Raw genomic sequence first — 25,633 nt, forward strand, 5'->3', positions numbered from 1 at the left:
GCGCGCCTAGCCCAAAACCTCCGCCCGTTCCGATGCCGCTTCCCGCAGCGCGTCCGCAGCTGGTTGCTCGACATAGTGGAAATAGCGGAAGTCGGCCGGAAGGCCGGTGCCGGCCATGTCCTGGCACGCCATGCCGACGAAGGTGCCAGTGAAGTTCGGCAGGCCCGGCAGCGTCGCCTCATCCGACAACAGGCTCGCGTCGAACCGTTCCGGGAGCCAGCACCACTCCAGGGCGCCTGCAAGACGATAGCCGAAGCGAAGCGCCTCATGGTCCACCTCCACACGCAGCTCGACGGCGCCCGCGCCGATCGGGACCGGCGGCGTGAGGAGACTGCTCCCCTCCCCCTGGGGCGTGACGGCGAGGACCTGGATCTGACGCTCGCCGCAATCGTCGGCGGTCAGGTGGAGGAAGTAGAACTTGGTGCTGTTGTAATAGCAGATCAGGCCGGCCGCCTGCTGGAAATGCCGGGGCTCGAACTCGACGCAGGTCTGCGCATGGTAGCGGAACGCCTGTTGCCGCCGCGCGACCAGCGACTGGGTGAAGTGGCTGCCGATCGTTTCGCGCCCGTAGAGGCGCAGGTAGCCAGGACGAGCATCGAGGCTGAACAACTGCTCCGGATAGGGCGTGCGAAGCCACTGGAACGGCTCCGGCAGGGTTGAGCCGGTGAACTCGGTCTCCTCCTGCACCGGGGCGACGTCGGCCTGCACCTCCACCGGTACTTCCGCCATCGGCGCGCCGGTGGAGTCGAGCGTGCGGAGCCATCCGTCGGCACCCCAGCGCATCGGCTGGATCGCGCTTTCGCGCCCCAGCACGCATCGGTCGCTTGCCGGCAGGGGACGGCCGCAGAGATAGGTCATCCACGTTTCGCCCAGAGGGGTCTCGACGAGGTCGCCGTGACCGGCGCGCTGCAGGGGAGCCTCGGGCCGGCCGCGAGCCGTAAGCACGGGGCCGTCGGGATGCACCTCATAGGGACCGAACAGCGAACGCGAGCGGGCCATGACGACGGCATGGTTCCGCTCGGTCCCACCTTCCGCGACAAGGAGATGATACCAACCCTCCCGCTTGTAGAGGTGCGGCCCCTCGGTGAAGCCGAGCGACGTTCCCTCGAAGATCACGCGGCGCTCTCCGAGCAGGCGGCCGCTGCGGAGATCCATCTCCTGCGCGACGATGCCGGCGAAGCGGCGCGGACCCGGACGGTGATCCCACAGCATGTTGAGGAGCCAGCTGCGCCCGTCGTCGTCGTGGAACAGCGCCGGATCGAAGCCGCTGCTGTTGAGGTGGACGGGATCGGACCAGTCGCCATCGACCCGATCGCACCAGACCCAATAATTGTGGAAGTCGCGCAGCGACGCCCCCCGGGCGCCGTCCACGGTCGTGCGGCCGTAGCGCTTCACGTCGGTGAAGATCAGGTGGAACCGCCCGTCGGCATAGCTCAGGTCGGGCGCCCAGACGCCGCAGGAGTCGGGGTTGCCGCGCATATCGAGCTGGCTGGGGCGGCGGAGCGGCCGTGCGACGAGGCGCCAGTTCGCGAGGTCGCGCGAGTGATGGATCTGAACGCCGGGAAACCATTCAAAGGTGGACGTGGCGACGTAGTAATCGTCGCCCACGCGCACGATCGACGGATCGGGGTTGAAGCCCCTGAGGATGGGATTGCGGATGGTCATGCGGTTTTTCGAACCAGGGTCCAGAGCAGCGCCGCGCCGACGAGGTCGAGCAAGCCGAGAAGAATGAAGAAGGGTTGATAGCCGACTTGGTCGACCATTGAACCCAGCACCAGCGTGAAGATCAGCACGCCAAGGTTTGCAGCCGTGCCCGACACGCCGGTGGCGGTCGCCACCTGATCCTGCGGAAACAGGTCCGACGACATGGTGATCACCGTCACCGACAGCGTCTGGTGCGCGAAGCCACCGAGGCAGAGGAGCGCGACCGCCGCGATCGGGCTGGTCACCGTGCCCACGAACATCATGCCCGTCATCAGCACCGCACCCACCGTGAAGGCGCCGCGACGCGCATCCACCAGCGAAATGCCGCGCCGCTGGAGCCAAGCCACCACCGCAGGACCGAACAGGCAGCCGAGGTCCGCCGCAAGAAAGGGCAGCCAGGCGAACATCGCGATCTGGGTGAGATCGAAGTGGCGCGCCTGGACGAGGTACAGCGGCATCCACAGCGACAGCATGCCCCAGACCGGATCGGCCAAAAAGCGCGCGCCGGCGATGGCCCAGAGGTTCCGCTGGCCAAGCAGCTCCCGAAGCGGTGGCCGACGCCGCCGCTTCGCAAGCGCTGCCTCCTGGCCTTCGACGATAAGCGTCCGCTCCCTCTCCGACAGGGCGCGATGTCGCCCGGGCGGCGCGTACCAGAGCAGCCAGGCGATCACCCACAGGAGGCCGAGCCCGCCAGCGACGAAGAACGCCGCACGCCAGCTGTGATTGAGCACCGCCCAGGCGACCAGCGGCGGCGCGAACACCGCGCCGAAGGACGCCCCGATCTGGTAGATGCCTCCGGCGACGCCGCGCTCCCGCGCCGGAAACCACTCGGCGACCAGCTTCATCCCAGCCGGCTGGGCAGAGCCCTCGACCAGTCCCAGTGCGCCGCGCAGGCCCGCGAAGCCCATCCACCCGGTCGCCAAGCCGTGCCCCATGGTGATCAACGACCACACGGCGACGAACAAGGTGAAGCCGACCTTCAGGCCGATCAGGTCGAGCAGATAGCCTGCGACCGGCTGGAACATGATGCCGAGCTGGAACGCGCCCGTGATCCAAGAATATTGCGCGGACGAGATGTGCTGCTCGGCCATGATCGCCGGTGCAGCGACCCCAAGAATGCTGCGGGTGAGATAGTTGATGACCATGGCGCCCACGAACAGGCCGATGATGGTCCAACGAATGTACGGAAATCGCCTCAACCGCCCGCCCCTAGCCGGTAACGTTACCATGCGGGTGGTACGCGCCCGAAGCGATCGAATGCAAGCCGCTGGAGGGCAGAATCGGCGTCTTCACGTGATATCCTTCCAGCATCCGGCAGTCCGCGGCCTCCGGCGATTTCTCGACCCGCGACCTAAGTCGTACCACATCGGCATTGACGAAGTCGCTTGTTGGGATGCACGTCGGCAGCCGACGGTCGCAGGCGAATTCCGCCAGCGGGAACGCAGAGAAGAGCTTGGCCCAAACCGCCCGACGGACGCGCGGCGTCACCATCATCGATGTTGCCAAGCACGCGGGCGTGTCGCCGATGACCGTTTCCCGCGTCATCAACGCGGATGCCGGCGTCCGGGACCAGACCCGGGAGCGCGTGAACGAGGCTATCCGCGAGCTCAACTACAAGCCCAATATGATGGCGCGCAGCCTGGTGACGTCCCGGGAAATCCGGATTGGCGTCATCTACTCCAATCCGAGCGCCGCGTTCATGAGCGATTTTCTGGGCGGCGTGTTCGAGGAGGCTTCCGACCGGGCGGCACAGCTGATCCTTTTGAAGGGCAAGGACGGCAAGCCGCCGACGCGCGACGCCATCGAGGGGCTGATCGCCTCCGGCGTCGGCGGCGTCGTCCTGGCACCGCCGCTGGGCGAGGTGCCGCTCATCCGGCAGCTGCTTCGGGAGGCGAACCTGCCGGTTGCCGTGGTGGGCGGTGCGGCGCGGGATGCGATTTCGGTCCGCATCGACAACCGCCGGGCCTCCTACGACATGACCCGCCACCTGATCGACCTCGGGCACCGGCGCCTGGGCTTCATCATCGGCAATCCGGACCAGTCCGCGAGCGCGGAGCGGTTGAGCGGGTTCCACGCCGCGGTGCGGGAGGCCGGCACGGTCGAGACACAGGTCGTCCAAGGCGACTTCAGCTATGCGTCGGGGCTGGTCGCGGGCGAGCAGCTGCTGGATGCGCGCACCCCGCCCACCGCAATTTTCGCCAGCAACGACGACATGGCAGCAGCCGTCGTCTCCGTCGCGCACCGCCGGCACCTCGACGTCCCTGCCGATCTTACCGTCGCCGGCTTCGACGACACCACGGCGGCAGTGACGCTCTGGCCGCCGCTCACGACCATCCGGCAACCGGTGCTGGAGCTCGCGGCAGAAGCCCTGCAGCTCCTGATACGGGAGATGCGAGCGGGTCCCGCCCCGGCAAAGGGCGCGCGACGCTCCCGCGTGCTGAAGCACGTCCTCGTCGAGCGGGAGTCGACGGCCCCGCCCGCAGAATCCGGCTAAGCAGAAAGAACCCGGTCTGGAGACGCAGGCCGATGACGGGCTCTCGCCATGGGCCCGTCGCGGAGCGTCACTTCGCCGGGGGTGGTGCCGTCACTCCGGCGTCCGTCTGGATCACGGGGACCATCGTCCCGTCCGGATTGTACCGCAGGTGTTCGACGGTCACGGCGCGGCGGCCGATCGCACCGTTCAAGTCGCCGATCTCCAGCGCGGCGTTGTGCAGGAACAGGTATGACCTGCCCTTGAACTCCGCAATGCCGGGATGGATCGTGAAGCTGTACTTGCCCGATCCGGTGAGTTCCCCGCGATAGGTCCAAGGGCCCGTGATCGCAGGCGCCGTCGAATAGGAAACGCGCTCGTCGCGATGGGTGCTGCGGTCCAGCGACGCGTAGGTGAGATAATACATGCCGCCGCGCTTGTGCAGCCACGGTCCTTCCTCGAAATGGGGCGGCGTGATCTCGGTGATCTCGCCGTCGATCTCGATCATGTTCGGCTTGAGCTTGGCGATATAAGCCTGCCGATTGCCCCACGCGATCCAGGTCGAGCCGTCGTCGTCGGTGAAGACGGTGGGGTCGATGTCCTCCCAGCTGTGCGTGCCCTTGGGCGTCATCTGGTTGGTGACGAGCGCCGACCCCTTGGCATCGACGAACGGGCCGGTCGGGCTGTTGGACACCGCGACCGCGATCGCCTTGCCGGGGTGGGTATTGTCGTGCTCGACCGCGGCATAGAACCAGTATTTGCCGTTCTTCTTGATGGTCTGCGAAGCCCAGGCGTCCTTCTTCGCCCACTTGAAGTCGCTGACCTTCATGATCGGACCATGGTCCTGCCAGTGCTTCATGTCGGTCGTGGAATAGACGAGCCATTCCTTCATGTTGAACATCTCGTCCCGCTGCGCCTCGTCGTGCCCGACGTACAGGTACAGCCGGTCGCCATCGACCATCGGCGCAGGGTCGGCGGTGAACTTGTCGCGGATGATCGGGTTTGCGCCGACCGGCCGCTCGGGTCCTGCCGCAACTGCTGCGCCCATCGAAGTTGTCGTCAGCAACAAGGCGATAGCCAGTTGGGAAAGCCTCACGTCAAATCTCCTCGGTCGCACCGACATCCGCCGGCGGCACAAGGTCCGGGGGCCTGCACCCCCGGACCGATGCGTCAGAACTGGAAGCGTACGCCCGCCCGGAACGTACGGCCAAGCACATCGTACAGGGCCGGGTTCACGAAGTACGGCGAGGGCTCCGGGTCCTTGTTGAACAGGTTGTCGACCTTGAAATAGGCCGTCACCGCATCCGTCACGTTATAGGTACCACCCACGTCCATGTAGAAGGAACCGGGTACGAAGTTCTTGTCGATCGTCGGCCGGTTGTTGGTCGACGTCGGGCAGCTGCCGGGCGTGCAGGCGATATACTGGTTGCCGAGCACGCCGTCGCTGAACCAACGCTCCTGAAGCAGGATCGAGAAGCGGTCGGTTTCATAGGTCTGCTGCGCCAGCCACTTCCAGTCCGGGGTGCTGCCGATGTTCACGCCCGCGCTGTCGTTCGGGATCGTATTGGGCAGCCCGGTGTCCGTCACGAACTTGCGGATGTTGGTCGCCAGCACGCGCGCGGTGAAGCTGCCCGGCAGACCGAGCGGCTGCTGCCAGCGGTAGCTCGCCTCGATGTCGACGCCTTCGGTCACGATCGAGGCGAGGTTGAACGCCTGCACGTTGACATAATTCGGCCCGTTGGGGTTGTTCAGGTCGAACACGCCGCAGGTTTCCGGACGAACCCCAAGGAAGCACAGGTTGACGATGTCCTGCGCGCCCAGGCTCGAGATCACGTCGGTGATCTTGATGTGGTAGTAATCGACCGAGACGCTCAGCCCCGGCAGCCACGACGAGTTCGCAAAGGCGATGCCCGCCGTCGTGTTGCGCGCGATTTCCGGCGTCAGGTTGGTGTTGCCGATGGTGTTCTGGATGACCAGCACGTTCTGGTTGTTGAACGGATCGAAGAAGTTCGGCAGCGTCGTCGTGACGGGGGCTGCGAACAGCTCCGACAGGTTCGGTGCGCGCACGTCGCGCGACGTCACGCCGCGCAGGCGGAAGCCGTCGACCGGCAGATCCCACGTGCCGCCGAGCTTCCACGCCCAGACTGTGCCCGAGGTGCTATAGTCGGTGACGCGGCCGGCGCCGTTGATGTTGGCGCGGCCAAGCGTTTCCGAATCGAGGATCGGCACGTCGACTTCGACGAATGCTTCCTTGACGCTATAGGCGCCTTTGCCGTTCTTGTAGTTGCCGGCATACCAGTTGTTGCCACCCGGCAGTAGCACGGGGTCGACCGGATAGGCAGCATCGTTCGGCGTGTTCTCGATGCCCGCACCATAGGCGTCCGCGCGCACCTTGTAGAACTCGTGGCGATATTCGCCGCCGAACGCGAACGACACTGGCCCCGCCCACAGGCTGAACGGCGAGCCCGAGAAGTTGAGGCTGACGACATCCTGAGTCTGGCGCGTACGCTGGAACGGGCCGTTTTCGGGCAGCACATAGTCCAGCGCCGCCTGCGACGGATTGCCGCCGAAGACATTGAACGGCTGGCAGCCGTTCGCGCGTGCGATCGGATCGGCGCAGACGATCGCCCCGTTCAGGGTCGTTGCGTTGATCGCCTGGTTGAAACGGCGCGACAGCAGCACATTGCTGACGTCGATGTCGGTGTAGTTGCGGCCGTGCTCGTAGTAGGCGTCATAGCTCCAATCCGAGCCGAGCACCGACTGGCGTCCCTTTGCACCCACGACGAAGCGATACTGGCGGCGATCGGTATGCACCTTTGCGTCGCCGACCGCTGCGTTGCTGGTGCCGAACTGAAAGTTGGTGATCCCTGCCGCAGCGCATGCCGAGCGGATCGACACGGGCACGAACGGATTGGCGCATTCGATCGTCAGGTTCGGGCGGTTTGCACCGGCGACCGGCACGTTGTTCGTCTTGACCTGCGCAATGTTGGCGGAAACGTAAATCTCGTTGTTGGGCGAGAAGTCGAAACCGACGCGTCCATAGCCGCCCAAGCGCTGGATGCCCGACTGGAGCGAGCGGCCGGCATCGACGTTCCCCGAAAGGTCCCCGCCGATGCAGAAGCCGGGATAGCAGCCGGCGACGGTGCCGGCCGCGTCGCGCCCGGGCACGCCGTTGGAGCCGTATTGGAACTCGAACGGGCTGCCGGACTGGTCGAAGGCGATGCCCTGAAGCGGGCCGGCAGTGATCAGGCCGTACTTGGTGTAGTTATAGGGCTGGGCGTAATCGAGGTAGACATATTGCGGTGAGCCGTCGTTGAAGACGTTGCGGTTGATGAGCGTCGATTGGCGGAACCAGTCACGCCCGCCGGCAAGATCGGTACCGAAGCCGTCGCCGCTGACGCCCGCTTCCTTTGCGAATTCGCCGCTGGCGACGACATGCAGGCGGTCGCCCAGGAAGCTCTTGCCCGCGGCGAGCTGGATCAGCCCCTGCTCGTTGTCGCCATAGGTGGTGATGCCGCCCTGGACGTTGCCCTTGAAGCCTTCGAAGCGAGTGTCAGTGATGAAGTTGACGACACCGCCGACCGCGTCCGAGCCGTAGGAGGCGGAGGCACCGCCGTTGACCACGTCGACGCGCTTGATCAGCAGCTGCGGAAAAAGGCTGATGTCCGGAACGCCGGTAACGTTCGCACCGACGACGCGCTGGCCGTCGAGCAGGGTCAGGGTGCGGATCGCGCCGACGCCGCGCAGCGAGAAGGAGCTGAGCCCCTGCTGTCCGCTCGAGGTGCTAAACGTGCCGGTGCTGGTGCCGGTCGAGCCCTGGAGCGACGGCAGCTGCGCGATGGTGGTGAAGACGTTGGGCTGCGCATTGGCGGCGATCGCGCCCGCGTCGATCATCGTGGTCGGGGTCGGCGCGTTGAAGCCGCTCGTGGTGATGCGCGATCCGGTGACGACGATGTCCTGCGCCGCGCCGCTCTCTGCTTCACCGGCGGCGGGTGTGGAGGTGAGTGCCGCTTGTGCATCGTCCTGTTCGGCGGCCTGCGGCTGGGATACCTCCGGTTGGGCGGAGCCCGTATCCTGCGCCCAAGCCGGCGCGGCCGCCATGCACGCGATCGCTATCGCCATGCCGGCGACCCCGTGCCGGATGTACGCGTCGCTCCCTGCCGATCCCTTTTTCCGCATCCCTGCTCTCCCTTTTGCCTTCACCGTTCGGTCCAGCACGGGCGCGTGCCCCCAGCGGCCGCTCCACCCGGAGTGAACCCAAGTTCTTCAGTTCGGAGGATTGTTGGCCAGGAACGCCGGGTGAGCGTCATGCGCAGCCGCAGATCAGGCGGCCTTTCAACAGCATGGCGATGTCTCAGACGTGCCTGTACGCCGTAACGATCATCCTCTCCTCGTTCACGCATCCGCTGGGTCGTCGGTCACACTTCGACAGGAGTCGGCGCGAACCGTTCGCCCGCAGCCCCGAAGGCCATCTACGGTAACGTTACCATTCACAGTTCAACTGTTGCGCGTGCGTTGTCAATACTCGGACAACGAAGTTTGATGCGCTCGATCCTGCGTTCAGATCATGGCCGGGTGCAGCGCCGCCGTTTGGAAACCCCGCACCGCGCACGACTTTTCTTCTGGCGTTTCAGAACGTTGGACGCCCGGCTTGAAGAGACCGATCGGCGTGGAAGCGCTCCTCGGCGGAACTTCAGGGATGACCGACCCACGATCCTCGCGCGACAAACACCCTCGCTGGCGCGCCCGGCCGCAAATCAACCACCCCGCAGCATGCGCATCACCAGCGCGCGAATCCGCCCCTGGTTCTCCTTTTCCGCTCCAAGCACGCCGTGGTGCTCCGGGGGCAAAAAACCGAGCGGGTGCCCTTCTGGTCGGAAGACATAGTGATCGAACCACGCGCGCCACCCCGCCCGCTCGGCAGCCGGACGCTCTGCGATGGCGACGAGGGCCAGCATCATCGCGGTATACGGCTGGTCCGGCCCCGTGGCGAAACCGTCCCACCAGAAATTGACGAGGACATTCACCTCGCCCGTCGCCTCGACCTGGTGCCACCAGAGCTTGGGAAGGTAGAGCGCGTCCCCTGGATCCAGGTCTACGATCAGCGCACGCTCCCTCGCGCGCTCGAACCGCGGGAACCGGGGGTCACCGGGCGGACTTCCGGCCGCAAGGCTGACCGGCTGGCCGGCAAGCGTGTGGTCGATCGGCCCGACGTAGAGGTCCCCGATGGCGTCGGGCGGGAACAGCGTGAAACGACGGCGGCCCGCCGCCACGCAGGCAACGTTGTCCATTGTGTCATAGTGGCAGGCGACGGTCGAAGGATGCCCGATCCAGAAGCGCGGCCGCACGGCGGTGGGAACGAACGGCAGCCGCACCGTCTGCTCGATCCCGGGGAAATAGGTCTCGGCGGTAAGGGACCCCATGTACCTGGTCGGCTTGTCCCGCGCTCCAGCGGTCGCAAGGATTTGGGCAAGGCCGTCGCGGAACAACATGGTCTCGCGCGTGAAATTGAAGCCCGTCAGCGCCTCGTCATAATGATAGCGTGCGCCGATCTCCGGTGCGCCGACGAACACCTCGGCCGCCCGCCCGGCCTCGAAGCGAAGGAGGTGATCGACGACGCCTTGCAGGTCACCTCCGGCCAGCATCGGCCAGTGCCGGGCCGCGCCGCGGAGCACGACAGGCACGCATCGCTCCATCACCAGCGTCCGGAAACGCTCCGGATCCTCCAGCGCCCCCTCGGCCGGCTTCTCGATCACGCGCCTGCCTCCGCAAGCCTGCTGTTGCGGATCCTCGCAAGCGTTCGGAGATGGCGTACCGAACCCGCCTGCGCATAGGCGAGCTGCAGGTCCCCGTTCCGGAACAATTCGAGCGCCGCAGCATCCGGCAGCGCGTGCAGCGCGTCCAGGCTCACCGTGTAGAGCCCCTCGAGGCGCAAAGGCTTGCCATCGTCGAAGTTGAGGGTGACGTCGATCGGCTCCAGCAACCGGTGCGCCAGGAAGCGCTGGATCACCGCGTCCGTAGCCGGGATGCCCGCCTGGAGCCGCTGAAGCGCATGCTGAACCCGCTTGAGCGCCACACTGGGAGTGCCGTCGCTCTCGAACAGCGCCTGGCCCCCGGTTTGCGCAAAGGCGGGATGCTCCCGATCCACGACGATGCCGTCGTCCCCGACGAAGAACCCCTGACGCTCGAGGTCCGCCGGACGATAGTCGGGCAACAGCCCGTCCGTCGTCAGCAGATTCCGCCCAGGCTCCACGCCCATCACCACCCCGGCGTAGAACGCTCCGGTTTCGGGATGCTTGGTGAACAGGATCGGATAATAGGGCGCGGCTTGCAGAAACTCGTCCGCCACGATCTGCGCAAAGTGGCGCGTCGAGTCGCCTGCTCGCGTGACCCGCAGGTCTGCGTGCCGCGATTGGTCCAACAATTCCCAGATAGGCATCCGGCCTCCCACATCATGTTTTGTTCTTTGCCTAAGATCGCACGGGAAGTTCTCAGCGCAAAGCCAAGGCGACTTAACTCCGAGCAGACTTGCAATAGCAAGGAACGTGCGTATTGTGAGCGCTAACGCTTCCTGACGACCATGGGTGCCTGTCACCCTGATTCGGCCGCCGGCAGGCTGTTGTGGCGCACTCCCCGCACAAGAAGGGGCGGCGCTGCGTTGAAAGAGGGGATGTTGAAATGGACTCCGATACCCGCCCGACTCGCGCGCGTTCTCGTCGTGCCCGCCTGCTCGCCTGCGCAACCAGTGCTGCGGCACTGAGCTGGGGGCTCCCCGCCGCCGCTCAGGATCAGGGCAGCCTGCAGAACAGCACCACGACAACTCCATCTGCGCCGCAGCCGGCTGTTCCAGCTACCGCTAACACGACCTCCGCACAGCAGGCGGGCCAGCCCCAGGACACCGCTACCGATCCAGCGACCACGCAGGGCAATTCGGTCGATGGCGGGGAAATCGTCGTCACCGGTCTGCGCGGTTCGCTCCAGCGCAACCTCGACATCAAGCGCACGTCTTCGGGCGTGGTCGACGTCATCTCTGCCGAGGACATCGGCAAGTTCCCGGACTCGAACGTCGCGGCCTCGCTGCAGCGCCTGCCGGGCGTGTCGATCCAGCGCTCGGGCTCGCGCGGCGAACCTACCGGCATCACCGTTCGCGGCTTCGGCGGCGACTTCAACACGACGTTGTACGACGGGCGGCGCATCTCGACCGCAACCGGCGGACGCCAGATCGACTTCAGCACGGTGGGCGTCGACTTCATCGGCCAGCTTGCCGTGCTCAAGACGCCGGACGTCTCCCTCACCTCCAGTTCGATCGGCGCCACGGTGAACATCCAGTTCCCGAACGCCTTCGACCATCCAGGCTTCCGCCTCGCCGCCTCTGCATCGGGCTCGCTCCAGGACCGTGCGGACAAGGTGACGCCCACTGCCGGCTTGCTGCTGAGCAACACCTTTGCCGACGACACCATCGGCGTGCTGGCGGACGTGATCTACACGAAGCGGAATACCGACACCAACCGCGTCTATGTGTCGGGTTGGCCGGGCGGACTCTACGCGCCGTGCCAGCTGGCCGGGGGACCGACGACCTGCGCGCCGACCAGCAACCCGGAAGCGCCTGCGTACGCCACCCCTTCGAACCGCCAGAACCTGCCGGGCTGGTTCCCGCAGCAGTACGGCGCCGAGCAGCAGCGCGTCGAGGACGAGCGCGTCGATGCGCGCATCTCGCTCCAGTACCACCCGACCGACGACCTGATGGTGACGCTGGACAACAACTTCTCGCGCCAGGAGATCACCCAGAACAACTATGCGTTCGGCGTCTGGTTCAACCAGGGCGACCTGCGCAACGTCACGCTGGATGAAAACGGCACGGCGGTCGACTTCACCCAGGCGGGTACGCCGACCGACTTCACCGCCGCCCTCAACACGCAGATCCTGCGCACCAACCAGACCGGCCTCAACGTCAAGTACGACGCGACCGAGAACCTGACGCTGGAGGGCGATGTCGCCTATGCCAAGAGCTGGCTGAACCCGGGCGACGTGATCGGCAGCCAGAACGGCAACATCGGCTATGGCGGCGATCTGTCCAACACGCTGCGCTTCACCATCGACGGCGACAGCAAGGACTCCTTCCCGTCGATCAGCAACTTCGGCCCCCGCGGCAATGCGGCCGGCTGGGCGGACCAGTCGCTGATCGGCTCGCACGTCACCGTCAACCAGACGCAGAAGAACACGGACGAACTGCTGCAATTCCGCGGGAATGCGACCTGGAAGCAGGACGACCTGACGATCAAGGCCGGCGGCCAATATTACGAAGATACGTTCAAATTCCGCAACCAGAGCACGTTCACCAACAACTTCTGGCAGGCCTATGCCGGCTACGGTGCGCCTTCGGGACGCGCCACGGGTATCGCACCCTTGCCCGCCGACCTCTACCAGGGCTCGATCAGCCTCAACAAGTTCATCCCGGGCTTCAACGGATCGCTGCCGCCATCGGTGTTCATGTTCGATCCGGTCGCGTACCAGAACTTCCTGACCGGCCTTGGCAATCCGCAGGCCCAGAACATCCCCGGCTTCAACTACGACGGCGTGTCGGGGTTCACCGGCACGTTCGACGAGGCGGTCGATCCCGGCAGCGTCCTGCGGGTGAAGGAGAAGACCTGGTCGCTGTACCTGAGCGCGAGCTTCCAGACGGAAGTGGGCGGCCTGCCCTTCTCGTTCACGGCAGGCGTCCGCAACGAGCATACCAACCTCAAGGCGACGGGCCAGGGTCGTCTGCCCACGTCCATCGTGCGCAGCGAGGCAGACCCGACGCTGCTCAGCATCCCGACCTATACCGACATCCAGCCGGCCACGAGCAACAGCTCCTATTCCTATCTGCTGCCGAGCATCGACGCGAAGCTGGAGCTGACCGACAACCTGGTGCTGCGCTTCGACGCGTCGCGAACGCTTACCCGGCCCGGTCTGAACCTGCTCAACCCGGTTCTGAACGTCGGCAACGGCCAGCGCGTCGGCGCCCTGTCGGCAAGCGGCGGCAATCCCAATCTGCGGCCGTACCTGGCGGACAACTTCGACTTCGCAGCCGAATGGTACTACCGCCGCAACTCCTACCTGGCGGTCGACTTCTTCATCAAGAACGTCAGCAACTTCATCGTTGGCGGCGTCACCCGTCAGGCCATCAACGGCCTGATCGACCCGACGACCGGCGCGCTTGCGAGCTTCGCGGTGACCCAGCAGGTCAACGGGCCCGACGCGACCGTCCGCGGTGTCGAGCTCGCGTGGCAGCAGGTGTTCGGCGACAGCGGGTTCGGCTTCCAGGCGAACGCCACCTTCGTCGATACCAATCGACCCTATGACGAGACGGACATCTCGCAGACCGGCTTTGCCGTCACCGGCCTTGCCAATTCGGCAAACTTCGTCGGCTTCTACGACAAGAACGGCGCACAGTTCCGCGCCGCCTTCAATTGGCGCGACAAGTATCTCCTGCAGTTCGGGCAGAACCAGAACACCGGTTCGTTCGGCGCAGAGCCGACCTTCGTCAACGAGAGCTTCCAGATCGATCTGACGGCGAGCTACGACATCAACCGCAACTTCAGCGTCTTTGCTGAGGCGCTGAACGTCAACAACAACCAGCAAAGCACGCATGGTCGCTACAGCAACCAGCTGCTCGACGTGTTCGATTACGGCCGGCGCTACACTTTGGGTGCTCGCTACCGCTTCTGATGTTTCTCCCCACTCGGCGGAGCGCAACCCGGTTGTGCTCCGCCGATTTTTCGAACACGCAGTGCTATGCAGCAGATACAGAACATCGTGGTCGTCGGCGGGGGCACCGCAGGATGGCTGACTGCGGGGGTGATCGCAGCGAAGCACCAGGGGCAGCGGCCCCATGGCTTCACCGTGACGCTGGTGGAGTCACCGAACGTGCCCACGATCGGTGTCGGGGAAGGCACCTGGCCGACGCTTCGCACGACGCTGCGTCGCATGGGCATCTCGGAATCCGAGTTCTTCCGGCAGTGCGATGCCGCCTTCAAGCAGGGCGCGCGGTTCAATCGCTGGACCACCGGCGCTGCGGACGACGGTTATTACCATCCGCTGATGCTTCCCCAGCAGTTCGGCAAGGTGAATCTCGCGCCGCACTGGCTGGCGGAGGGTGGCGACGAGAGCTTCTGCGACACGGTCACGCCGCAAGGTCGGCTCTGCGACGAAGGGCTCGGCCCGAAGACCATCGCCACGCCTGAATATGAGGCGCTCGCGAATTACGCCTACCATCTCGACGCCGGCAAATTCGCCCAGTTTCTCCAGCGGCATTGCTGCAATGTGCTTGGGGTGCGTCACGTCCTTGCGGACGTGACGGAGGTCAAGCTGGCGGAGACGGGGGACATCCGGTCGCTCGACACCGCGCAGGGGCAGACGATCGCCGGCGACCTGTTCATCGACTGCACCGGCTTTGCCGCGCTGTTGATCGGGAAGGCGCTGGGCGTGCCGTTCCGCAGTTGCAGCGATACGCTGTTCTGCGACACCGCGCTTGCGGTGCAGGTTCCCTACGACCGGCCGGACCAGCCGATCGCGACCCACACGATCTCGACGGCCCAGTCGGCCGGATGGATCTGGGACATCGGCCTGCCGACCCGCCGGGGCGTGGGCCATGTGTTCTCGAGCAGCCATGTCAGCGCCGATGCGGCGGAGCAGGAACTGCGCGCCTACCTGGGACCAGCGGGGCACGACCTTCCGATCCGCCAGATCTCCATCCGCTCGGGGCATCGCGAGCAGTTCTGGGTGCGCAACTGCGTCGCCGTGGGTCTGGCCGCGGGCTTCCTGGAGCCGCTGGAGGCATCGGCCATCGTGCTGATCGAGCTCTCGGCCAAGATGATCGCCGAGCAGTTGCCTGCCTGCCGCGAAGTCATGGACGTGGTGGCCCGGCGGTTCAACGAGACGACGACCTACCGCTGGGGCCGGATCATCGACTTCCTGAAGCTCCACTATTCGCTGACCCAGCGGACCGACACGGAGTTCTGGCGCGACAATCTGCGGCCGGAGACGATCCCCGATCGCCTGCAAGGGCTGATGGAGCTCTGGCGATACCAGTCGCCCTGGATGCACGACGAGTTTGACCGGGCGGAGGAGGTCTTCCCGTCCGCGAGCTACCAATATGTCCTGTATGGCATGGGGGCGCGAACCGCCGTTCTCCCCGGCACGATCGATGAGGATGTGGAGTTCGCCCGACGCGCCCGACGTGAGAACCAGATCCAGACCCAGCGCCTGGTGAGCAGTCTGCCTGCGCATCGGGACCTCATCGACCGAATAGTGCGGCACGGCCTCCAGCCGATCTGAGCCGAACAGGGAGCACCAGCCAATGCGGACCATCTCAGCGCGCCTGATGTTAGGCGCTCTTCTTGCGACCACGGCGTACGCCCCTGCGATGGCCGCTCCCCGACTGGACGGGGTATTGAGTGATCATGCCGTGCTCCAGCGCGGGCAGCCGATCGTCCTGGCCGGCGAAGCGGCTCCCGCGGAAACCGTGATGGTGACGCTTGCCGGACGTTCGGCGACCGTGAAGGCCGATCGCGCGGGCCGTTTCGAAGTGCGGTTGCCCGCGCTGCCCGCCGGTGGCCCCTATGATCTGACGATCGCCGCCGCCAGCGGCGCGGCCGTGGTGCGCGACATCTTGGTCGGCGACGTGTTCCTCTGTTCCGGCCAGAGCAACATGGAACTGGCGGTCCGGGACGCGCAGGACCTGATCCCGGACGCGCATGCGCCCGCAGACGAGCAACTCCGGCTGCTCACCATTGCCAAGGTGTCGGCCGCGGCGCCCCTCGCCCGGTTTGCCGAGCAGCCTCGCTGGGAAGTGGCGAGCCCGGACAGTGCCCCCTCCTTCTCCGCCGCCTGCTTCTACATGGCACAGGCGCTGCGGCGCACCGCGGGCGTGCCGATCGGCGCCATTCATTCCAGCTGGGGCGGATCGCGGATCAGCGCCTGGATGAGCGATGCCGCGCTGCGACGTGCTGGAGGAGCCGAACAGGCAGACCTCCTCGCCCTCTATGCGCGGGACCCGGCCGCCGCCAATCGGCGCGCGTCGTCGATCTGGGAGGACTGGTGGCGCACCGGCTCCGGCGACCGCTTGGGCCAGGAGCCGTGGCAGCCGGACGCGCAACTCGCCTGGCAGCCGGTGCCGGCGATGACGAACTTCGAGACCTGGGGGGTGCCCGAACTCGCCAACTACAACGGCATGCTGTGGTACCAGCGTGAAATCGAGATCACGGCAGAACAGGCCCGCGGCCCCGCCACGCTGGTGCTTGGGGCGGTGGACGACGCGGACCGCACCTGGGTCAATGGCAAAGGCGTCGGCGGGAGCAGCCTGGCCGGGCAGTCGCGCGTCTATGCGCTTCCGGAGGGAACGCTGAAGCCCGGTCGCAACGTCATCACCGTGAACGACGACGACGTCTACGCCAATGGCGGCATGACCGGCCCTGCCGAGGCCATGCGGCTGAGCTTCGCCGACGGCACCAGCATGCCGCTTGGCACCGGCTGGCGCTACGCGGTCGCGAAGCGGCTGGCGGGCGCGGCCCCGCGCGTGCCCTGGGACGACATCAACGGCGCCGGGACCTTGTTCAACGCGATGATCGCGCCGCTCGGGACCACCCGGCTGGCCGGCATTGCGTGGTACCAGGGGGAGTCGGATACCGGCATCCCCGGGTACGAGCAGCGGCTCACGGCGCTTATCGCCGACTGGCGCCAGCGCTTCGGCACCCCGGAGACCGCGTTCGGCATTGTCCAGCTCTCCTCCTACGGCGCGCCGAGCTTCGCGCCTTCCGAAAGCGGCTGGGGCTATCTGCGCGACGCCCAACGTCGCGTCGCTGCCGCTGATCCCCATGCTGGCCTGGCAGTCACCCTCGACATCGGGGACGCGCTCGACATCCATCCGGGCGAGAAGCACGAGGTTGGCCAGCGACTGGCCCGCGTGATGCGGGCGGCGTTGTACGGAGAGCCGGTTGCGCCGGCCGGCCCCGCCATTGCCGACGCGCGCCGCGCGCCCGATGGAAGCATCATCTTGCGCTTCCAGGGGGTCACGGTCGCGCTGCACGCCCGCGGATCGAACCAGGCGATCGGCTTCGAGCTGTGCGATGCGGCACCCGGCACCTGCCGTTACGCATCCGGAACGGTGGCGCGCAGCGAAGTCACGCTTCCGAGCGACGGGCGACCGGTCACCCGCATCCGCTACGCCTGGACGGAGGCGCCCGCGACCAACCTCGTCGACGAGGCGCCACTGCCCGTCGGCACGTTTGAGGTGCCGGTTTCCAGCGAGCAATAACAACCGCGCGACTGCCGAGGCGCATCGCGAAACAGGGGGATCCGACATGGGGTTGCAGATCAAGCTGGCGGCGCTCGCGACCGTGGGCCTCGCCATCGCGCTGACGCCGGCGCTCGCGCGGAAGCCCGAGCCGGCTGAACCGCGGCAACAGGCGGACGCAGACCAGGCAACACGCCTGGCAGGGCAACTGGTTGCCCGCATGACACTGGAAGAGAAGCTTCCGCAGCTTCTGAACGTCGCACCCGCCATCCCGCGACTGGGCATTCCCGCCTACAACTGGTGGACGGAGTCGCTGCACGGCGCCCTCGGCCCGCTTTCCCAGACGAACTTCCCGGAGCCGATCGGGCTTGCCGCGACATTCGACGCGCCGCTGGTCCAGGACGTCGCCGGCGCGATCAGCACCGAAGTACGCGCACTGCACACCCTGGGCCGGGAGACCGGTCGCAACGGGCGCATGGGCACGGGGCTCGACACCTGGTCGCCCAACATCAACATCTTCCGCGATCCGCGCTGGGGCCGCGGCCAGGAAACCTATGGCGAGGATCCGTTCCTCGCCGCCGGCATGGGCGTCGCCTTCGTGCGCGGCATGCAGGGACCCAATCCCGATCGCCCCTTTGTCATCGCCACTCCCAAGCACTTCGCCGTGCACAGCGGTCCGGAAGGTACCCGCCACGAGGCCAATGTCTTCGTGTCGGCGCATGACCTGGAGGACACCTACCTCCCCGCCTTCCGCGCCGCGATCGTCGAGGGACGCGCAGGATCGGTGATGTGCGCGTACAACCGCATCGACGGGCAGCCCGCCTGCGCCAGCGACCTGCTGCTGAAGGAGCATCTGCGCGGCGCATGGCGGTTCAGCGGCTATGTCGTGTCGGATTGCGACGCGGTGAAGGACATCGCCGACCACCACAAATACGCACCCGACAGCGCGGCGGCGGTTGCCGCGGCGATGCGCGCCGGGGTGGACAGCGAGTGCAACAACTCGACCATCAACGACACCGCCGGCCTGGAGAATCGCTACCGGGAGGCGTTGCAGCGCAACCTCATCACCGAGGCGGATGTCGACCGCAGCCTGATCCGCCTCTTTGCCGCGCGCTATCGCACCGGCGACCTGCCGGGCCTGGCGGGCGCGCCGAGCCGAATCCCGACCAGTGCCGTGGGCGCGCCGGAGCATCGTCGCCTGGCACTGGCGTCGGCCGAACGCTCGATGGTGCTCCTGAAGAACGACGGCATCCTTCCGCTGCGCGCCGGCGCGAAGGTGGCCGTGATCGGCCCGCTGGGGGACGCGACCCGCGTGTTGCGCGGCAATTATTCCGCCACCCTGTCGGGGCCTCCGATCTCAGTCGTCGACGGCCTGCGCTCGACGCTCGGCGCCGGCCAGGTGACGCTGGTCCCGTTCGGGGAATCGATGACGGACGGCGACCGGGTTCCCACCTCCGCCCTGCAGACGCCGGACGGCAAGCCGGGCGTGCTGGCGCGGTACTATAATCCGGCCTCACCGGTTCCCGCGAAGTTCGCGCCGGGCACCCGCGAGAAGGTGCTGGCGACGGTCAAATACAGTCGGAACCGGTCGTCACCCGCATCGAGCCGGACGTGGGCGACCGCAATCTAGAGCTTGCCAAAGTCGCCGACGTGCATCGGACCGTGTGGACGGGCTTCCTCGTCCCGCCCGAAACCGGCACCTATCGCGTCGGCCTCGCCGGGACGGGCGCCACGCTCGAACTCGACGGCACCCGGATTTCCGACCGGCGCAAGGCGCGTTGGAACGACCTGCCCGGGATGACGACGCTCAAGCTCATCGGCGGCAAGCGCTATCCCTTCCGCATCGAGGGCAAGGGCGTCGACCTCGTCTGGAAACGGGTGTCGGAAGCCCCGGCGGCCGAACTCAAGCGCGCCGCGGCCGCGCCGACGTGCTGGTCGCCGTGGTCGGCCTCACCTCGGACCTGGAGGCGGAGGAGACCGGCGTGACGGTCCCCGGCTTCTCAGGCGGCGACAAGACCACGCTCGACCTTCCCGCCGATCAGCTCGCCATGCTCGATCAGGCGCGCGCGACCGGCAAGCCGATCGTCCTCGTCGCGATGAACGGCAGCCCGATCAACCTCGCCTGGGCGAAGGAGAACACCGGCGCCATTCTGGAGGCATGGTACCCCGGCGAAGTCGGCGGCCTTGCCGCGGCGAACATCCTAACCGGCCGCACCAACCCGTCGGGCCGCCTGCCGCTCACCTTCTATCGCAGCGTCGCGGACCTGCCGCCGTTCGGCGACTATGCGATGGAGGGGCGCACCTATCGCTACTTCACGGGAACCCCGGTCTATCCATTCGGCCACGGCCTCAGCTACACGCGCTTCGGCTATGGCCCGCTGACGGTCGCACCGACGCGCGGCGGTGCCGAGAACGGGCTGCGTGTGACGACCCGGATCACCAACACCGGCGATCGTCCCGGCGAGGAAGTGGCCCAGCTCTACCTCAACTTCCCCGGCCGCCCGGGCGCCCCGCGGGTCGCCCTGCGCGGGTTCCAGCGCGTGGCCCTGCGCCCGGGCGAGAGCCGCAGCGTCACCTTCGACCTGTCGCCGCGCGACCTCAGCTCGGTCGCGGTCGACGGCACCCGCTCGGTGGCGCCGGGCAGCTATCGCGTGACCGTCGGCGGGGGCCAGCCGGGAACCGGCGCGCCGGGCCAGACCGCGACCTTCACCGCGCGCCAGTCGCCGGTGCTTCCGAAATAATGAAAGGACACAAGATGGTTCGGCCGGCACATATCCGCCGCCTGGCGCTGCCGGGCGCCGCCCTGCTCGCGCTCGGCGGAACCGCCGCTGCGGCAGACCCGCTCGCCCCCACCGGACGCTGGAGTGCCAACACCGACGGGCACGCGCCCGTGCCTCCGATGGGCTGGAACTCGTGGAACGCGTTCAACAGCGACGTGGACGAGGAGAAGGTGCTCGCCTCCGCCCAGGCGCTTCTCGACACCAAGCTGGCGACGCTCGGCTACCGCTACGTCAACATCGACGACGGCTGGTGGCTGAAGCGCCGCCAGCCCGACGGGCGGCTGATGATCCGCACCAGCCACTTCCCCTCGGCGGCGACCGGCAAGGACCCCAGCTTCCGGCCGCTCACTGACAAGCTCCACGCCATGGGGCTGAAGGCCGGCATCTACTCCGACATCGGCCGCAACAGCTGCGGGCAGATCTACACGCCCGATTTCAAGAACCAGCCAGAGGGCAGCGTCGCCGAGCGCGAGGTCGGCCTCTACGGCCATGTCGACCAGGACATCCGCCTGTTCTTCGCCGAATGGGGATTCGACTTCATCAAGGTCGACGCATGCGGCATTCGCGGCTTGCCGGCCGATGCGCCGCGCGTCCGCTCCGGCCTCTACCGCGCGTTGACGCCGCTGGTCGACATGCAGTCGCTCGGCGGGTCCGACGTGGCCGCCGTCCGCCGCCTGTACGAACAGGTGGGCACCGCCATCCGCACCCATGCGGGCGATCGCCCCTATGTCTATTCGCTGTGCCTGTGGGGCGCGGGCGACGTGCGCGCCTGGGGCAAGGACGTCGGTAATTCCTCGCGGACCAGCGACGACATCCAGCCGGTGTGGGCGCGGATGCTCACCAACCTCGACACGGTGACCCACCGCGCGCTCTATGCCCATCCGGGATCATGGAACGACCCCGACATGCTCTTCGTCGGCACCGGCGACTTCGACACGTCGCATCTGGTGGAAGCGCGCTCGCATTTTGCACTGTGGGCGATGCTCAACGCGCCGCTGATCATCGGCTACGACCTGCGCAAGCTGACGCCGGAACTGCTCTCGATCTTCGGCAATGCGGACATCGTCGCGCTCAACCAGGACCCGGCCGGCAACCAGGCGGTGCTCGCCTACGACTCCGACGAGGTCCAGATCTTCGTCAAGACGCTGGCCGACGGCAGCAAGGGAGTCGCCGTGTTCAACCGCACCGCGCAGCCGGCAAAGGCGATCCTCACGGCCGACCAGTTGAAGATGGTGGGCACCGCAGATGTCCGCCTGCGCGACCTCTGGAGCAAGCAGGAGCAGCGCTTCCGAGGCGAGTTGCCGTTGCAGCTTGGTGCTCACCAGACGCTGGTTTTTCGAGCGACTGGCACCCGGCGGTTGCCGAACGGCCTATACCTTTCTGAGCAGACGGGCCGAGTGAACCCGGCAGCGGACGGCGTGCCGATGCCCGAGCCCGATCCGACCATCCACCACTCCATCACTCCGTGGACGAACACGCGTGGGCCGGGGGAGCATCCGCAATATGGCGGATGGGGTGGCGCGGAGGCCGATCGCGCGCCCTTCGCCAAACTGCTGCGCGTGGCAGGCACGCCCTTCGACACCGGCTTGGGAGTGCTCGCGAACTCCCGCCTGGAGGTACGCAATCAAGGCTTCTCGCGGTTCACAGCGAAGGTCGGCGTGAACGACTCCGGCTCCCGACAGGCGGGAAAGATCGTCTTCGAGTTGTGGGCCGACGGTCGTCTCCTCGCCAAATCCAAACCAATGGCCTTCGGGGAACCCGCCGCCCCCTTGGAGGCCCAGGTCTCGCGTGCCACTATCCTGGAACTGGTGGCGCGGGGGGATGCTGCATCGTCTGGAACGTCGGCCGTGCAACCGGCCGTCTGGGCCGACGCGGCGCTCCTGCGATGAACAACGACGGGGACAGGATGGAACATACGTCGACACTTCCCGACGGCTGGGACTTGCCCAAGAGGGACATGTCCGAGGGCGAAGAGCCCGCAGCGCCGCAGCAACAATCCACCCGGCGGCCTGGACGCCGCCTTCGAGGCGCGGTCGCGCACAAGCTCGGCATCGCCATTCTTTCCGGAGAATATAAGCCCGGCGACATCCTGACGGGTGAAATCGCCGCTGCCGAGGCGCTCGACGTCTCCCGCGGCGCCTATCGCGAGGCCGTCCAGGTCCTGACCGCAAAGGGTTTGGTGGAAAGCCGCGCCAAGACCGGCACGCAGGTCCTCCCGCGCGAGCGCTGGAACCTGCTGGATCCCGACGTGCTCGCCTGGGCGTTCACCGGCGAGCCCGACGCTCGGCTGGTCCGCAGCCTTTTCGAAATGCGGCTGGTGATCGAGCCTGCCGCAGCGGGGTTTGCAGCGGAGCGACGCACCCGCGCCGACCTCAAGCGGATGGGCGACGCGCTCAAGGGAATGCGTCGCCACTCGCTGGCGACGCCGATCGGGGTCGCGGCCGATCGCGACTTCCACGACGCGCTGCTGCACGCGACCGCGAACGATGCGATGATCGTGCTCGGCTCCTCGATCGGCGCTGCAGTCGCCTGGACCACCCAGTTCAAGCAGCGTACCCGCGCGCTGATCCGCGACCCCATTCCCGATCACGCCCGGGTCTACGATGCGATCGTGGCAAAGGATGTCGCCGGCGCCAGCGCCGCGATGCGGCTGCTGGTCGAACTGGCGCTGACCGACACCCGCATCGCCATGCCGCCCCGCCCGGGCGACGAGCGGCCCGATCTGGTCTAGCGGATCGCCTGCGGCCTTGCCGGGGGGAGCGGCGAAAGGGTGAAGCGGTCCACGTCCACCCAGCCGTTGCTCGTCCCGGTGCCGTAGCAGAAGATCGCGAACTGCGGCCCCTGGAAGGTGCCGGTGCGCCAGGCGAAGGCGAGCGGGAAGTCCCCGCCGAGGTCGGTCCAGCGCCGCCCGTCGAGGCTGTAGGCGAGCCGCCCGAGATCGCTGGTGAAGTCGAGGTCGGTGCGCAGCCACAGCGCTCCGGCACGCGGGAGCGTGGCAGTGGCGCGAGTCTGGGTGCGCGGGCCCTCCACCGTGTCCTCGGTCACTTCCATCTCGAGGGCGGCCCTGCCGTCCGCTCCGCGCGTTGCCGTCAGATTGGCACTGAACTGGCCCAGCGTGCCGAAACCGCAGCGGTTCCCCGTGGCGAGCGCGCGGATGTCGAGCTTGATCTCTGCGCGGCTGGCAGGCCCCTGCCCCTTTTGCGTGAGCGTGTTCCGAGCCGACCAGAAGCGGTCCGCAAGGGTGGGCCGGAGCCGCAGCCAACCCGGGCGCTCGGTCAGCGACCAGCGCGCGGGATCGGGATTGTGGTTCCACTGCCATTGCAGCCCCAGCCGGGCCTGGGAAAAGTCGTCGGAAGTGGCCGGCTCGGCAAACGGGTAGCCGGGGATCGGCTTCTTCGCGCGAAAGGGTACGCGGCCTGGCGCCTCTGGCGTCCCCCAGACGGGCCAGTCGTCCTGCCAGAAGACGGGGCTGAAGTTGGTCATGCGTCCGACGGCGCCGCTATCCTCCATCACGAAGCCGAACCAGCGGCCGTCCGGCAGATCGACAAGCGCCCCCTGGTGCCCGCCCGTCCGGTCGTCGATCTGATCCCGCGTGGTCCACGGGCCGAACAGGCTCCGGGAACGCGATACGGTGAGCGCCATCCGCGGCGGCAGCGCATTGAACAGATAGTAGTAGTCGCCGCGACGCAGGATCTTCGAGCCTTCCGCGCCCTTGATGTAGTGGATCTTGCGGCTGTCGGTGACGCGCGCGAGATCGCGGTCCAGCGTCAACAGCGTGATGGTACCGTCCGCCGTCGAGGCCGTCGCGAGATAGGCGCGCCCGTCGGGTTCGATGAACAGGCCGGGATCGAACGCCTCGCGGTCCAGCTCATGGTGCTGCCAGGGGCCGCGCACGTCCTTCGCATAGTAGAGGCGAGTCTTCTGCCCGACGGGCGTGGTCGCGAGATAGAAGGTTCCCGCATGATAGCGCAGGCTGGAGGCGTACAGGCCCTTGCGATAGGCGTTGCCGCCTATGAGATCATATTGCGGTCGACCCTCCAGCCGCTCGGCGAGGTGGGACACGATCGTCCAGTTCACCAGGTCGCGGCTCTCCAGGATGGTCACCCCGGGTACGTTGGCGAAGGTGGTGGAGACGAAGTAATAAACCTCGCCCACGCGGATCACGTCCGGGTCCGGGTAGTCGGCAAACAGCACCGGGTTGCGGAAGGTGCCGTCTCCCTGATCCGATCGCCACACCTGCGCGGGCGCTGCGCCCGCGGCAACCAGCATCGCCGCCGCGGCGAGGCGCGCGCCCCTCATCGGCTGAACGCCAGGTTGCTCGAGAAGAAGGGGATCATCTTCTCCTGAACGCGAGTCGCAACGCCGCTGGTATGATCACCGGGGTAGATCTCGAACCCGTTGGCGATGCCGTAGCGGTCCAGCGCGGCATGAAACTTCACCGCATCCTCCTTCAGCCCATCCTTGTCGCCCACGTCGATGCCGATCGCGGCGTAGCGGCGCAGATTGCCGACATACTGGTCGAGCATGGAAAGCGGCGCGTTTGCCGCCCAGCGTGCGAGCACGTCCGGCTGCGGCTCGCCATCCTTGATCGGCAAATCCAGGAACAGCGGCGGGGCAGCCGGGTTCGGCGACCAGGCCGCGGCCGTCGCCAGCTGCGCGCGCAGGCCCCAGGGAAGGGACGCGCTTTCCGCCGGGGATCGAAGTGCCCGCAGCGTCTTTTCAGCCGAAGCGTCCGGCTTGCCGAGCGCCGCCGTGGACAGGCAACAGGGGCTCATCATGTACAGCGCGCCGAAGACGTCGGCATGCTTCATGCCGATACGCGCGGTGCCGTAGCCGCCCATCGAATGCCCGGCCAGGCCCCGGCTCCGCCGGTCCGCGATGGTCCGGTAGTGGCTGTCGATGTAGGCGACCAGATCCCTGGCGACGAACTTCTCGAAGTCGCCGACGGTCACCGAGCTCGAGTAAAAGGAGCCGTTGTGCGCGGTCTTGCTGTCGGGCAGCACGACGATCATCTCGCGCGCGCCCTTGGCAAAGGCTCCCTCGATAGTCTGGGGCACATGGATCTCACCGACCCACTGCTCAGCGCCGATCGAGTATCCGTGCAGCGCGTACACCACCGGGTAGCGCCGCTGCGGACTGGATCGATAGCTGGGCGGCAGCACGACCAGCACCGTGCGATCCGCGCTCTCCCCCTCCAGATTACCCTCGATCGCGGGCGCGTGCACGGTGATGCGCTCGATCGTCACGGGCTTGGCACCCGGCACGACGGGCGGCGCCGGCGTCGTGACCTGGGCCTCTGCCGGACCGGCTATGGTCATCGCGGTGCCGAGTGCCAGCGCGGCTGCGAGGAACTTGGTTACGGGCATCGGCTTGTCTCCATCGAATGGCAAAGGGCGGTCGCCG

General features: G+C 67.0%; 17 protein-coding genes. 9 read left to right on the forward strand and 8 right to left on the reverse strand.

Going from position 1 to position 25,633, the window contains the following annotated elements:
- Positions 1–6: 6 nt before the first annotated feature.
- A complete protein-coding gene (locus tag EO081_RS07910) occupies positions 7–1,665 on the reverse strand; it encodes a glycoside hydrolase family 43 protein (protein ID WP_129341292.1) in 1,659 nt (552 codons plus the stop codon).
- Positions 1,662–2,903, reverse strand: coding sequence for an MFS transporter (locus EO081_RS07915; protein WP_240697581.1), 1,242 nt, complete (start codon positions 2,901–2,903; stop codon positions 1,662–1,664). Before EO081_RS07915 ends, EO081_RS07910 begins: the two co-directional genes overlap by 4 nt.
- A 254-nt stretch (positions 2,904–3,157) precedes the next feature.
- On the opposite strand from EO081_RS07915, the gene EO081_RS07920 reads away from it, so the two are divergent.
- Positions 3,158–4,198: a LacI family DNA-binding transcriptional regulator gene (locus tag EO081_RS07920; RefSeq protein ID WP_240697582.1), complete on the forward strand. Its 1,041-nt coding sequence runs from the start codon at positions 3,158–3,160 to the stop codon at positions 4,196–4,198.
- A gap of 67 nt (positions 4,199–4,265) precedes the next feature.
- On the opposite strand, the gene EO081_RS07925 is transcribed toward EO081_RS07920, so the two are convergent.
- From EO081_RS07925 to EO081_RS07940, 4 genes are all read right to left on the reverse strand, one after another.
- Positions 4,266–5,270, reverse strand: a complete 1,005-nt coding sequence (locus EO081_RS07925; protein ID WP_240697583.1) for a glycoside hydrolase family 43 protein — start codon at positions 5,268–5,270, stop codon at positions 4,266–4,268.
- Between the two features lie 74 nt (positions 5,271–5,344).
- Positions 5,345–8,353 carry a TonB-dependent receptor plug domain-containing protein gene (locus EO081_RS07930; protein WP_129341296.1) on the reverse strand — a complete coding sequence of 1,003 codons (3,009 nt, stop codon included), beginning with the start codon at positions 8,351–8,353 and terminating at the stop codon, positions 5,345–5,347.
- Between the two features lie 578 nt (positions 8,354–8,931).
- On the reverse strand, positions 8,932–9,930 hold the full coding sequence (locus EO081_RS07935; RefSeq protein ID WP_276319834.1) for a cupin-like domain-containing protein: 999 nt from the start codon (positions 9,928–9,930) through the stop codon (positions 8,932–8,934).
- The gene (locus EO081_RS07940; RefSeq protein ID WP_129341297.1) at positions 9,927–10,613 is read right to left on the reverse strand and encodes a SapC family protein; all 687 of its coding nucleotides are present in this window, start codon (positions 10,611–10,613) and stop codon (positions 9,927–9,929) included. The genes EO081_RS07935 and EO081_RS07940 overlap by 4 nt, the downstream gene beginning before the upstream one ends.
- 239 nt (positions 10,614–10,852) lie before the next feature.
- Between EO081_RS07940 and EO081_RS07945 the strand changes: the two genes are divergently transcribed.
- From EO081_RS07945 to EO081_RS07970, 8 genes are all read left to right on the forward strand, one after another.
- Positions 10,853–13,885, forward strand: a complete 3,033-nt coding sequence (locus tag EO081_RS07945) for a TonB-dependent receptor (protein ID WP_129341298.1) — start codon at positions 10,853–10,855, stop codon at positions 13,883–13,885.
- Between the two features lie 66 nt (positions 13,886–13,951).
- Entirely contained in the window at positions 13,952–15,493 is a 1,542-nt protein-coding gene (locus tag EO081_RS07950; protein ID WP_129341299.1) for a tryptophan halogenase family protein, read from the forward strand.
- Positions 15,494–15,539: 46 nt separating this feature from the next.
- Positions 15,540–17,471 (forward strand): sialate O-acetylesterase, encoded by a 1,932-nt coding sequence (locus tag EO081_RS07955; protein WP_375781645.1) that lies wholly within the window; start codon positions 15,540–15,542, stop codon positions 17,469–17,471.
- A 46-nt stretch (positions 17,472–17,517) separates the two neighbouring features.
- Positions 17,518–19,080, forward strand: a complete 1,563-nt coding sequence (locus EO081_RS17020) for a glycoside hydrolase family 3 protein (protein WP_240697585.1) — start codon at positions 17,518–17,520, stop codon at positions 19,078–19,080.
- Entirely contained in the window at positions 19,062–19,436 is a 375-nt protein-coding gene (locus EO081_RS17025) for a PA14 domain-containing protein (protein ID WP_240697586.1), read from the forward strand. The genes EO081_RS17020 and EO081_RS17025 overlap by 19 nt, the downstream gene beginning before the upstream one ends.
- Positions 19,379–20,191 (forward strand): glycoside hydrolase family 3 C-terminal domain-containing protein, encoded by an 813-nt coding sequence (locus tag EO081_RS17030; protein ID WP_240697587.1) that lies wholly within the window; start codon positions 19,379–19,381, stop codon positions 20,189–20,191. The genes EO081_RS17025 and EO081_RS17030 overlap by 58 nt, the downstream gene beginning before the upstream one ends.
- A 14-nt stretch (positions 20,192–20,205) precedes the next feature.
- Complete coding sequence (locus tag EO081_RS07965; RefSeq protein WP_129341301.1) at positions 20,206–22,119, forward strand: NPCBM/NEW2 domain-containing protein; 1,914 nt, start codon at positions 20,206–20,208, stop codon at positions 22,117–22,119.
- A gap of 68 nt (positions 22,120–22,187) precedes the next feature.
- The gene (locus tag EO081_RS07970) at positions 22,188–22,961 is read left to right on the forward strand and encodes a FadR/GntR family transcriptional regulator (protein WP_129341302.1); all 774 of its coding nucleotides are present in this window, start codon (positions 22,188–22,190) and stop codon (positions 22,959–22,961) included.
- Here the strand turns inward: EO081_RS07970 and EO081_RS07975 are convergent.
- On the reverse strand, positions 22,958–24,529 hold the full coding sequence (locus tag EO081_RS07975) for a glycoside hydrolase family 43 protein (RefSeq protein ID WP_129341303.1): 1,572 nt from the start codon (positions 24,527–24,529) through the stop codon (positions 22,958–22,960). The genes EO081_RS07970 and EO081_RS07975 overlap by 4 nt on opposite strands.
- Positions 24,526–25,596, reverse strand: a complete 1,071-nt coding sequence (locus EO081_RS07980; RefSeq protein ID WP_129341304.1) for an alpha/beta hydrolase — start codon at positions 25,594–25,596, stop codon at positions 24,526–24,528. Before EO081_RS07980 ends, EO081_RS07975 begins: the two co-directional genes overlap by 4 nt.
- Between the last annotated feature and the right edge of the window lie 37 nt (positions 25,597–25,633).

This window comes from Sphingomonas desiccabilis (genome assembly GCF_004135605.1).
Classification (GTDB): Bacteria; Pseudomonadota; Alphaproteobacteria; order Sphingomonadales; family Sphingomonadaceae; genus Sphingomonas; species Sphingomonas desiccabilis.